The organism is Nitrososphaerota archaeon (genome assembly GCA_016872055.1).
In the GTDB taxonomy this organism is placed as follows: domain Archaea; phylum Thermoproteota; class Nitrososphaeria; order Nitrososphaerales; family Nitrosopumilaceae; genus Nitrosotenuis.
Genome location: VHBH01000015.1, coordinates 1 through 11,279 on the forward strand (window position 1 = coordinate 1; position 11,279 = coordinate 11,279).

The following is an 11,279-nucleotide window of genomic DNA, read 5'->3' on the forward strand; positions in this document are numbered from 1 at the left end:
TTATGGTAAATCAGGCAATCATTGACTTTTGGCGATCATGCAATGGTAAGAGAAAGATCACTGAACTAGTCGATATATTTGCACAAAAAACCGGAATGCAAAGATCTCAAGTTGAAAAAGAAGTAATCCAATTAATTGGTCAGCTTCGAGATGGCGGACTCGTTATAATACCGCAGCCAGAAGCACCAAACGTTCAATTCAGAAAATAAAACAGGTTTGTAGACAAAGATCAAAATGTTCTCTTAAAATCACTATATTATTACTAAACATGATATCCAAACACCGTGGTCAAATTCTAAAACTTTCTAGGAATGTGTTTGTACTCTAAAATAGAGTTTGAAAACAGCTAAACTTCTTTTATTTCCAAAATTGTTGCATGAACCGAGTCCATTCGTATCACTGTTCGCTTATCGGCAAAGCCTAATGCGACATACCAATCGCCAGCATCACTGTCATACTGTGTCTCCAAAGTTTTGATTTCTTCTGGCTTGACATTGTATTGTTTTATGATTCCGGATATTGCCAAAGTTATCGCCTGCTTTTCTGTCTCCAGTCTTTTCTTCATCAAGCCTATTCCGGGCATGACACTACATCGCAACTTGTTCTAATATAGTTATACTGGAAAAATAATTTCAGGGCTCGGAGGGCTTCGATCCCTCGACCTGGCGGTCCGAAGCCGCCCGCACTATCCAGACTGTGCTACGAGTCCAAAAGCACTTTAACGGGGCTAAATATCTGTCTAGCTGCTCATGAAAGTATCAAAAAAAGTAGCTGGCGTTGAATATGCAATCCGTGATATTGTAACTGCTGCACGTCAAGTTGAAAAACTGGGAAAAAAAATCACATACCTGAACATTGGTGATCCAATCCAGTATGGATTTCAACCTCCAGCAAATGTCAAAGAGGCAATGATAAAGTCAATTCGAGAGGGGCACAATTATTACGCACAATCCGAAGGACTGCAAGAACTCAGAGAAGCAATTACAATAAAAGAAAAAGCTAAAGGACTGTCAGTTTCTGCAGACGATATTTTGGTTACAAACGGAGTTTCAGAGGCACTAGACATGGTAATGTCATCCATTGTGGAAGAAGGCGACGAAGTTCTCTTGCCAGGACCATATTATCCTCCATATGCATCATATGTCAGACTACACGGCGGCAAGCCAGTCGAATTTGCAGTGGACTTGAAAAATTCAACACCAGACATTGATGATATCAAATCAAAAATAACGCCAAAAACAGTTGCAATTTGCCTAATTTCTCCAAATAATCCAACGGGCGCTGTATTTTCTGAAAAATCACTAAGGGAATTAGTCAATATTGCAAATCAGCATGACCTGTACATCATTTGTGATGAGATATACGACCAAATCGTATTTGATGAGAAATTCACAGGAATTGGCAAAGTATCTGGGGATTCCCCAATTATACTGCTAAATGGTTTTTCCAAGGTTCATCTGATGTCTGGCTGGAGAATTGGTTATGTTGCGTTTAACAACTCGCCCAAGCTTGCACCAATTAGAGAAAATCTGCCAAAATTAGCACGTGTGCGAATATCCACAAATTTACCAGTACAATATGCAGCGCTGGAATCATTGAGAGGACCGCAAGGATATGTCTCTGAATTTGTAACAGAGCTCAAAAAACGACGCGACTTTGTAGTAAAAAGACTAAACTCCATTTCTGGCCTGTCATGTTCAAATCCAAAGGGTGCATTCTATGCTTTTCCAAAAATCGAAAAAAACCCATACAAAACAGATCAGGAATTCGTAATGGAGCTGCTAAGAAAAACAGGAGTACTGACTGTTCATGGATCTGGATTTGGAACACAGTATGGCAGTGGCCATTTCAGAATTGTGTTTCTGCCTGACCTGAACATACTTGACTTTGCTCTAAACGAAATAGAAAAGTTCTGTCAGTAATGCCAACTGGTTGTTTTTAGCGGTGTGATTTCTATCACACAGTCGGTCTGATCGAGCAACTGTTTTGCAGATTTTTCTTTGAGAGTTCTAAAATAGCGAAGCAAAATCTGTCCTGCGATTTTTTTGACTGTATTGTGTTCTTTGATGAGCCTTGCCTTGCCTGATACCATCATGCCATCAATTGGGTGCCAAATTCCAACATCTATGCAAAAGCACACTTTTTTGTTCTTTGAGATGTTTTTTGCCTTGGAAGTCCTTGTGTTTGTGCCGATGTAGAATTTTTTTTCAATTTTTTTATACCATACTGGAACCAAATGCGGGCTTCCCTTGGAATCAATCGTAGCAAGATGCATAATCTTTTGTTTTTTTAGCAGAACTTCTTTACGCATATTTTTTCTTAAATCCCAAGATAATCAAAAATCCGCCAAATGCAAACATTCCTAGTGTGACCTTTTCGTTTGTTATCTCTCCATTGAACATAAAATCCACTATAAATTCCGGACCCCAGACTATCAGATTCTGCACCAATGTAATTGCACCAACCACTACAAATAACACTCCCATCGCAGAATACCAGTTTCTGCCCCTTCGTGGATGATGTTCACTCATTTAGAGAATTTTGATTCCGGGGTTTTTCATCTTGTTTTTGATCATGGCGTTGAGTAGGAGTGGAGTTGCAATCTCTGCCTGATATGCCAGTGCGCCAGAGCCCAGAAATATTGGCCGCAGGCCGCTAATCTCTACAATTAGGCCATTTACCACATCAATAGATTCCTTATCGTCACCGCAGACAAAAATATCATAATCCAGCGTAAAGTTTGGGTCAATGAGTTTTTTTTCCGATATGACATGAAATGCTGATACAAGCTTGTTTTTGTTTTTCATGTGTTTTTGCACCATTTGGTGTGAGAATGGCTTGTTCTCCTTTAATGGTATGAACTCAAAACCAATGTCTGTCTTTGTCATTGGAACTATGGGTGATATTACGGTGCAGCTGTCCTTTATGTTTCCAAGCAGGCCAGAACACACAGAATCAATATTTTCATATGGTATTGATAGAATCAGAACGTCGCTTTGAGCTGCAACGGAATTGTTGTCTGTCCCAGAAATTGTTCCGCTGATATTCCCAAATCCCTGATTTGCTATTTGCAAATATTCTTTTGCGGCATCAGATGCTCTTTGCGCATCTCTGGAGCCAATTAGGATTTCGTGCTTTTTGCACCAGCGCAGTGCAAAGCCTTTTCCCATACCGCCAGTGCCCCCAATGATTCCTATTTTCAACTAAACCTCGGCAAGCAATCTTATTATTATCTTTATGGAGAAATTTGAAAATCCATGGGATTGATAATATTTTTGCGTCATGGACAAGCGCAGAACAACACCTCTCGAGTTTTGGCAGGACGTGCGCCTGGAGTCCAACTCACACCAAAAGGAATCACGCAAGCCAACGACATTGGAAGATTCCTAAAATCACTTGATATTTCTCATATCTATGCAAGCCCAATAGAGCGTGCGCACAAGACCGCCCAAATTGTAGGCGATCACGTTGGACTGCCGACAACTGTGGATGAGCGTCTTTATGAGATAGAGATGGGCAAATTTTCCGGAATGGCATACGATGATCTGTATGCAAAACACGGAAACATCTTTTTGAAATTTTATCAGGACGATCCAATAATTGAGGAAAACGGGGTGGAAACATTCATGCAGGTCAAAAGCAGGGTCATGAGCATTGTGGATCACGTCAGAAAGGAACACTCTGGCAAAAACGTTTTGCTTGTGACACACATGGATCCGATCAAGGCAATGATATCAAATATCCTAAATCTAAACGCCAGTTCTCTTTTTGAGCTCATTATTGCAAATGCATCATTGACAATAATTCGAGAAGAGCAGGGAAAATTTTCCTTGTCTGCTATCAACGCAATGAACTCTGATCGATACAACCAAGGACCTTTCTAATAATCTGCAAAAGGCTTAAATTGAATTTGCAGTTCACCAGCTACATTCAGTCATGACAAGAGTAATAGTATTGATGTCAATTTTGACTATTTTACTTGTTTTACCAACATTACAATTGGTCTTTGCTGCAACAGAAGCTGGAGATTATATTAACCGCAAAACAGAGGTCTGGAATCTATTTTTCAAGATGATGACAATAGCATTTACCGTTGGAGCAGTAGTATCTGGCACACTTATCTGGGTTGTATGGAGATTCAGAGAGTCTCACCCCAAAGCCACGCCAACTAAATATGAAGAAAAAGGTGATTGGTAATTTCTAGCTTCTTATTTTTGGAAAAATTAGCACTAGTTGACGATTCTTCCACTTGGCTTTTAACATACAATCACGTGTTTTTACATGAGGACAAAAAGGTGAGCAGTAAATGAGCGGACACTCTAACTGGCCTGAATGGGTCTACATCGGCGTTGTTATTTGCTTATTGGCATACGTAGGAGCCGAGGCATGGAATGTAGAGCGAATTGTAGAGCACATTCCTGCTGAAGCAGAAGTAATCAAGGTAGTTGGACAACAATGGTTTTGGACCTTTGAGCATGCAGATGGAACCAAAGAAGTAGGCGAACTTCACGTCAAAAAAGGAAAACCATACAAGTTTGAGGTCACTGCCAAAGACGTCAACCACTCATTCAACATTCATGATTATGTCGTATTACAGGACGCCATTGTTGGCAAAGTAAACACAATCTGGTTTGCGCCAGACAAGGCAGGAGAATATGTCATCCAGTGCAGGGAATACTGTGGTCTATTGCACTATAACATGAGAGCGACACTATATGTGGAGGAATAAAATGAACATTGATAACTTAATAAATCAAACACAGGTGGAAAACTAAATGGTATTAGAGCTATCTAAGCCGCGACCAATTTGGCAGATAATGTTTTCGACTCATCACACTGATGTCGGGCTGCTATACACGATCACATCTCTATCATTCTTCTTCCTTGGTGGTGCTCTGGCACTGTTAATTAGAGCAGAACTATTCTTGCCTGGAAGTCAGATCATTTCAGATGCAACGACGTATAACCGAATTTTCACCGTTCATGGAACAACTTTGATCTTTTTATTCCTCTTACCATTCGCATCTGCGGTTGGCAACTATTTTGTTCCAATCATGGTCAGATACAAAGACATGGCGTATCCAAAACTAAATGCTGTTGCATTTTGGATGATCCCGCCAGCAGGCGCACTAATCTGGCTTGGCTTTGCTGACTTTAGTTGGTATGCAACCCCGCCGTACTCTACAATTCGCTCACCTGGTCCTTCAGCCGACATGTGGATATTTGCCCAGAAAATCTTGGGTGTATCATCAGTTCTAGGCGCAATCAACTTTGTAGTTACAATTCTCAAGTGCAAGCACCCTGATCTACCACTAAGCAAGGTACCTTTACTGGCTTGGTCATTTTTGAGCTCATCCCTAATTATTATAGTGGCGGTGCCTACATTTGCCGCCGCACTCGTAATGTTGTTAACTGACAGGCTCGGTGTTTCTGGATTCTTCGATCCATCAAAAGGCGGAGATCCAATTGCATATCAGCATCTGTTCTGGTTTACATTCCATCCCGAGGTGTATGTATTGGTAATTCCTGCAATCGGCATGATGTATGAAATCATTCCTAGATTCTCAAGGAGGCCGATCTTTAGCCATGGTTCTGGAATCTTTGCATTTGTGATGCTTGCACTTGTCGGATTCTCTTCATGGGCTCACCACATGTATTCAACAGGCATGTCGTTTACAGAAAAAACGGTATTCATGGTTGGAACCTTGGCAGCAGTTCCAGCATCTGCAATGCATGTATTCAACTTTATAGCCACAATGTGGGGCGCAAGAATTCGATTTGCAACACCAATGATGTGGGCAGTCGGAGGAATCGCACTATTCTTCTCAGCAGGAGCGGGCGGTGTAGCAAATGCTGCAATGCCGTTTGACTTTATCACACACGACACATACTGGGTGGTAGGACACTTCCATCTCTTTGTGATGGGAACAATAGCGTTTGGCTCTATGGGTTTCATGTACTACATGTTCCCTTACATCACTGGAAGAATGTATAATGAGACAATGGGCAAGATCCACTTTATTTTAACAATGGTTGGTACCGTCATGGTATTTTTCACACAACACGTATTGGGATTGTACGGAATGCCAAGAAGAGTTTTCGACTACTTACCATTACCTGAATATATCATTATGAATCAAATCTCATCAATTGGTGCAATGGTAATTGGTGTCAGCATGGCGCTGTGGATATTCAACATGATATACAGCTCAGCCAAAGGCAAGGAAGCAGACATGGATGATCCATGGGCACTAGGCGGCAAATACTACTGGTCACATCAGGCAAAGACACCACACCATTAGGATAATACCATGTCACACGAAACACCAATCTATAGGACAAGTCCTGCAAGAACCGCAAAAATGATGGCAATCATGTGCGGTGTCTGCATCGCAGGCGGCGCTTTGTTCTTTGCATTTTGGGATTATTGGATATCAATGCCGCCAGGGGCGCAAGCAATGACTGGAAATTATGCCCCAGGTCCAGCAGTTGCTTCAGGCAAAACAATTCCAGTTACCTTGAATTTTGTAGAATCGTCTGACTTTAGGCAATTGGCATTTAATGCACTACCTGGTGAGGAAGGCCACAATCCAACAATTGAGGCAAGTGTTGGGGACAAGATTGAATTTACTGTTAAAAATATGGGAATGTCATACCACGCGTTTGGCGTCACTCCTGCAACAGAAGGATATAGCGAGATAATTGGAGGAACAGAGATAGCAAACATGAACAGCCCACAAAAGCCAGGTGAAAGCGGTTCTTCCACATTCATACCTACAAGCGAAGGTACATTCTATTACATTTGTACAATTCCAGGACACAGGGAATTGGGAATGGTTGGTGAAATCATAGTAGGACCTAAAGGCGAGGCGCCAAAGGCAGCTGCCCCAACAGGCATTAGCCACACATTTGACCTCAATTTTGTAGAGTCTGCTGATTTTAAGACACTAGCCTTTAATGCATTACCTGGTGAGGAAGGCCACAACCCAGAGATCAAGGTAAAATCTGGCGATACTGTAACCATAAAGGTAGCAAACAACGGAATGTCATTCCACGCCTTTGGCGTTGTTTCAAACCCAGATGATTTTAACAGTGTTTTGTTTAATTCTGCAATCGGTTCTATGAACAATCCACTCAAGCCAAAAGAGGCAAAAGAAGTAACATTTACCGCAGGAGCCCCAGGATCATACCACTACATTTGCACAATCCCGGGACACCCAGCACTTGGAATGCAAGGCAATTTCATAGTTGAATAATTTTGCGTCTCCAGTACCTAGCCTTAGCATCCCTGATGATCTTGTATTCGCTAATGTTCATTGGCGGATATATCTCGGCGTCTGGCCTAGGACTGTCTTGTCCTGACTGGCCGCTATGCCCTAATGGAATATTGCCTGACGATGAGTTTTTCATAGAATGGGTACACCGATTCATCGCTGCAACCACTGGTAGCCTGATAATTGCAACAACTGTTGGGGTCTGGCTAAACAAAAGTTCAGACAGAAAAATCAAAGTTACCTCCACACTGGGATCAATACTGGTAGTAACTCAAATAACCCTTGGCGCTTTGGTGATTGAGGCAAAACTACACGCAGTACTGGTTGCAATACATCTTGGAATTGGGATTCTGCTGTTTGCAATGACTTTACTCACTGCGATATTTGCATTCAGAATGGCAAAAGCATCTATTATCGCAAAAGTCTAGGTCTTTCTTTTAATTCGTTTTGGCAAGTAAATGTAGCCAAATATCACGGCGGCACCGACAGCACCTGATAATATCACGTAAAAGAAGATGTAGCCAAATGGACTTTGTGTACTCATATTGAATGTGTGAGTGATTGCACTATTACCTTCACCATAAATATCAACTCGAAATACGTGGTTTCCCGGCTTATCAAAGATATAATCAAAGTCCCAATATCCACCATCAACCGACCGCGGTGGAATGCCATCCACCTGAACATCATCATAAAATATTCTAATCCCTACTACGAATTGTTTTACGTCATTTAGGTCAAGATCCGTTACATGCATTCGAATCTTTGCCTTTTGGCCTGCCTGAGGAAACTCTGGGTCTGTTGCTATTTGGACTCGGTTATTCCCTATGGTGGACTCCGCTGAATTAAACAGCGCGTGACCACTTGCTTGAGAGATGATTGGCAAAAGCAGTAATGTAGATAATACAAAAAACGCGATCTTTTGATGCACAATCACCAGATCGCATTCATCAATATAATGCAAAGTGGTTTTGTAAGAAAAATGACAAAAGCTTTAAATCAAGACTTTGAAAAAGTCCCAACGTTGACTACAGTTAGAAAATCAATCGACATCAAAGCTCCAGTTGACACCGTTTTTACATACTTTGCAAGACCAGAGCACGTCTCTGACCAAATGTCTGACAAGGGTGTAGGAATGACAGTCATTCCAATGGATATCAAAAACGGCATGGGTGTTGGAACAACATTCAGAATTGTCGGTGACTTTGGCGGAAAAAGACTGGAATGGGACTGCGAGACAACAGAGTTTGTCAAGGAAAGCAAGATCTCTGCTAAAATGACTACCGGACCATTCAAGAAATGGGACATTACAACTGAATTCACACCAAAGGCAGAGCGACTAACCACTGTTACCATGACAGTAAACTATGAGATGCCATTTGGTCCACTAGGCGGAATTCTAAACAAGGTCAAGTTCGCAAAGACTGCTGAAAAGGGAATGGAGAGCGCTCTATTCAAGGTTCGAGGACTGTTAGAAGGAAATGGCTCAATACCTGTATACATCACACTTGATGCATACCAGAAACTCCTGGCCGAAAAGAGAAAGATGAACAACATTCCTGTCTCGACGGTTTTGACTGCAATTCTGGACAAATACAACGAAATTGAAGCAAAAGCTTCAAACTAAATTTTTCATCTCAATTAAATAACGGTACACTTGTTTTTTCCTCAGTGGGTCTGTGGCTCAGCCAGGTAGAGCGACGGACTCTTAAAATTACTTGGAGACATCCGTATGTCGTGGGTCCGAATCCCACCAGACCCGCTAAGTTTTATTTATCTTATTCTCATATCTTTCGAAAATGAAGATTTTTTTCAGCTTGTCATTATTGCTTATTGTTGTTCTTGTTCTGATCTTAATTCCGACACAGAACTTTTCAATACTGTCAATTGAAGACTTATCCAAATCAAAAATCCAAATATGCCTAGAAAAAAACCCTCAGATGCAAATTGATAAAAATATGTCAAATTGTGATCTTTCAGGTATATCACTTAGGGGAGGACACTTTGAGAATGTAAATCTCGAAAATTCTGATCTAAGTGGCACTGATCTAACCGAATCTAATCTTAGATATGCTAATTTAAAAAATGCAAAACTTTTTGGCGCAAATCTTAGGGAAGCTGATCTTTACAAGGCAGATCTCAGACATGCTGTTCTAGATGGTTCCAACATGAGAGATACAGTGCTGGAAGGGGCAAACATTGAACAATCAAGTCTTCGTTATGTAAAATTATATAAAACAATTCTTGCCGGCGCAAATCTTGTAGATGTTAATGCTTCTTATGCAAATTTCTGTGGACAGGATCTGACAAAGAATCTCTTGTTTAAAACTAATTTCACTGGGGCTGATCTAGCATATGCAAATCTTGCAAATGCTCAACTAAGTAACTCTTATCTGAAAGAAGCATTCCTCAAAGATGCTAACCTAGCTTTTGCGGATCTATCAAACTTGGATCTGAGAGGAACTAACTTTAATGGTGCCAACATGGTGGGTGCCGTGATCAAACAATCAAATTTTGCAAACTCTGACTTTAGTGAAATTGAATTACGAAATGCCGTGATTGAGGACTCTATATTTGATAATGCGAATGTTTTTCATTCTGATTTTTCCACTGCAAAAACAAAAAACCTGAATTTAGATAATACTGTCTCACTGAAAACAGAATCATATCATAGTCAATTACATAAAGCAAGCAAATATCCACACGGAAACTTCTCTAATACTGATCTTCATGAAAAAGACTTTTCAGAATCATCGCTAGAATTTTCTACATTTACAAATTCTAATCTGAAAAAAAGTAAATTATCTCATACGAATTTTACAAATTCTGATCTTAGTGGAGCAGATCTATCTAATTCTGATTTATTGGGTGCAATATTCAGGGGTGCAAAATTAGAGCACACGAATCTATCTGAGGCAAATCTATCTGGCGCAGATCTGTCTGGGGCGAACCTTAAGGGATCAGATCTTTCTGGAGCAATTCTCTACGGTGCTAAAGCGTACGGTACTGATTTCTCTGGAACAAATCTTACTAATGCCAAGATCATGGCTGCAGAATTTCATGGCTCAAAATTTAATTCTGCCATTTTAAATCTAGATATGAGTAAAGGCCAATTTAGTAGCACGGAAATCGTCAATTCTGATCTAAGTAACAAAAATCTTGAATCCATTAACTTACGAAATGTTAATCTGCAAAACACTAGGTTGACGAATTCAAATCTACAAAATGCTGATCTTTCATTTGCCTATCTGAATTCCGCTAACCTGGAAAATACAAATTTTGAAAACGCATCTCTTTTTGCAGCGGATCTGGGAAATGCAAAACTAGATAATTCAAATTTGAAGGGTGTCGATCTACGACTAGTATATTCAAAAAATACCAAGTTGAATAATATTCAAACCTCTACGGATACAAAAACCGATTTTTGTTTTGAGCGTGATCTGCCGTCACGACTAATTTGTAAGGCAACCCTGAAGCTGTATGCAATTGGCCCACCATACGAAACCACATCCATACACAGGGATAATTACAAACTTCGATCCATGAACATTGACTGAAACATTCTACACAAAATTTGTCCACCATATGTACATGATCTGCTACTAAATTGGTATTTTCAAATAGTTTTTTATTAAATCGATTCTGCCAAATCTTTTGTGGTAGACCTCAGAATACAAGTTTTTGAAAATTATACCTTAAAGGATGTATTGGGCGAATCTCCACCAGCTGATTCTATACTACGACAAAAACTAGAATCTGAAACGTCTTCTCTGATAAAAAATCTAGACGCAAAATCAAAAACAGAACTAAAAGAAATCCTATCACAACATCTCAAGGCGAAGCAGGAAATGACCAAGTTTTCCGGCGCACAAGCACTTGACCAGTCCAAAATTGAAATGTTTCACGAATTTTTATCAAAATACATAACTGCTATAGAGTCCAAAATAAAATGATCAAAGCTTTCTTAGTAACGTAAATCTGGACTTTTTAGGCTCGATCTCCTCG

The 11,279-nt window shown here is 40.3% G+C and carries 16 protein-coding genes and 2 tRNA genes; 12 read left to right on the top strand and 6 right to left on the bottom strand.

Annotated features, from left to right (window positions below; translation table 11 throughout):
* A partial coding sequence (locus tag FJ354_06625) for a PqqD family protein (protein MBM3906330.1) occupies nucleotides 1-209 on the top strand: 209 nt, incomplete at its 5' end.
* A 137-nt stretch (nucleotides 210-346) separates the two neighbouring features.
* Here FJ354_06625 and FJ354_06630 read toward each other — a convergent pair.
* Together FJ354_06630 and FJ354_06635 are read right to left on the bottom strand one after the other, a co-directional pair.
* Entirely contained in the window at nucleotides 347-583 is a 237-nt protein-coding gene (locus FJ354_06630) for a hypothetical protein (protein ID MBM3906331.1), read from the bottom strand.
* 51 nt (nucleotides 584-634) lie between these two features.
* Nucleotides 635-709: transfer RNA gene (locus tag FJ354_06635), tRNA-Arg, on the bottom strand.
* Nucleotides 710-749: 40 nt separating this feature from the next.
* Here FJ354_06635 and FJ354_06640 point away from each other — a divergent pair.
* Entirely contained in the window at nucleotides 750-1,922 is a 1,173-nt protein-coding gene (locus FJ354_06640) for an aminotransferase class I/II-fold pyridoxal phosphate-dependent enzyme (GenBank protein MBM3906332.1), read from the top strand.
* Here the strand turns inward: FJ354_06640 and FJ354_06645 are convergent.
* From FJ354_06645 to npdG, 3 genes are read right to left on the bottom strand one after another with little or no spacing between them, the layout of a single operon-like run.
* Nucleotides 1,916-2,311, bottom strand: coding sequence for a pyridoxamine 5'-phosphate oxidase family protein (locus FJ354_06645; GenBank protein ID MBM3906333.1), 396 nt, complete (start codon nucleotides 2,309-2,311; stop codon nucleotides 1,916-1,918). The two genes, FJ354_06640 and FJ354_06645, sit on opposite strands and share 7 nt — an antisense overlap.
* On the bottom strand, nucleotides 2,304-2,531 hold the full coding sequence (locus FJ354_06650) for a hypothetical protein (GenBank protein MBM3906334.1): 228 nt from the start codon (nucleotides 2,529-2,531) through the stop codon (nucleotides 2,304-2,306). Before FJ354_06650 ends, FJ354_06645 begins: the two co-directional genes overlap by 8 nt.
* On the bottom strand, nucleotides 2,532-3,203 hold the full coding sequence (gene npdG / locus FJ354_06655) for an NADPH-dependent F420 reductase (GenBank protein MBM3906335.1): 672 nt from the start codon (nucleotides 3,201-3,203) through the stop codon (nucleotides 2,532-2,534).
* Nucleotides 3,204-3,257: 54 nt separating this feature from the next.
* Between npdG and FJ354_06660 the strand changes: the two genes are divergently transcribed.
* The 6 genes from FJ354_06660 (at nucleotide 3,258) to FJ354_06685 (ending at nucleotide 7,702) form a co-directional block, all read left to right on the top strand.
* The gene (locus FJ354_06660; protein ID MBM3906336.1) at nucleotides 3,258-3,884 is read left to right on the top strand and encodes a histidine phosphatase family protein; all 627 of its coding nucleotides are present in this window, start codon (nucleotides 3,258-3,260) and stop codon (nucleotides 3,882-3,884) included.
* A 52-nt stretch (nucleotides 3,885-3,936) separates the two neighbouring features.
* On the top strand, nucleotides 3,937-4,197 hold the full coding sequence (locus tag FJ354_06665) for a hypothetical protein (GenBank protein ID MBM3906337.1): 261 nt from the start codon (nucleotides 3,937-3,939) through the stop codon (nucleotides 4,195-4,197).
* A gap of 109 nt (nucleotides 4,198-4,306) precedes the next feature.
* Nucleotides 4,307-4,729 (top strand): hypothetical protein, encoded by a 423-nt coding sequence (locus FJ354_06670; GenBank protein MBM3906338.1) that lies wholly within the window; start codon nucleotides 4,307-4,309, stop codon nucleotides 4,727-4,729.
* A gap of 46 nt (nucleotides 4,730-4,775) precedes the next feature.
* On the top strand, nucleotides 4,776-6,302 hold the full coding sequence (locus FJ354_06675) for a cytochrome c oxidase subunit I (GenBank protein ID MBM3906339.1): 1,527 nt from the start codon (nucleotides 4,776-4,778) through the stop codon (nucleotides 6,300-6,302).
* A 9-nt stretch (nucleotides 6,303-6,311) separates the two neighbouring features.
* Complete coding sequence (locus tag FJ354_06680) at nucleotides 6,312-7,256, top strand: hypothetical protein (GenBank protein ID MBM3906340.1); 945 nt, start codon at nucleotides 6,312-6,314, stop codon at nucleotides 7,254-7,256.
* 2 nt (nucleotides 7,257-7,258) lie between these two features.
* The gene (locus FJ354_06685) at nucleotides 7,259-7,702 is read left to right on the top strand and encodes a cytochrome oxidase assembly protein (GenBank protein MBM3906341.1); all 444 of its coding nucleotides are present in this window, start codon (nucleotides 7,259-7,261) and stop codon (nucleotides 7,700-7,702) included.
* Here the strand turns inward: FJ354_06685 and FJ354_06690 are convergent.
* Nucleotides 7,699-8,127, bottom strand: a complete 429-nt coding sequence (locus FJ354_06690; protein MBM3906342.1) for a hypothetical protein — start codon at nucleotides 8,125-8,127, stop codon at nucleotides 7,699-7,701. The two genes, FJ354_06685 and FJ354_06690, sit on opposite strands and share 4 nt — an antisense overlap.
* Before the next feature lie 171 nt (nucleotides 8,128-8,298).
* Between FJ354_06690 and FJ354_06695 the strand changes: the two genes are divergently transcribed.
* The 4 genes from FJ354_06695 to FJ354_06710 all read left to right on the top strand — a co-directional run bounded on the left by FJ354_06695 (nucleotide 8,299) and on the right by FJ354_06710 (nucleotide 11,227).
* Entirely contained in the window at nucleotides 8,299-8,901 is a 603-nt protein-coding gene (locus FJ354_06695; protein MBM3906343.1) for an SRPBCC family protein, read from the top strand.
* A gap of 46 nt (nucleotides 8,902-8,947) precedes the next feature.
* Nucleotides 8,948-9,036, top strand: a tRNA-Lys gene (locus tag FJ354_06700).
* Between the two features lie 37 nt (nucleotides 9,037-9,073).
* Nucleotides 9,074-10,831 (top strand): pentapeptide repeat-containing protein, encoded by a 1,758-nt coding sequence (locus FJ354_06705; GenBank protein MBM3906344.1) that lies wholly within the window; start codon nucleotides 9,074-9,076, stop codon nucleotides 10,829-10,831.
* A gap of 99 nt (nucleotides 10,832-10,930) precedes the next feature.
* A complete protein-coding gene (locus FJ354_06710) occupies nucleotides 10,931-11,227 on the top strand; it encodes a hypothetical protein (protein MBM3906345.1) in 297 nt (98 codons plus the stop codon).
* The last annotated feature ends 52 nt before the right edge of the window (nucleotides 11,228-11,279 follow it).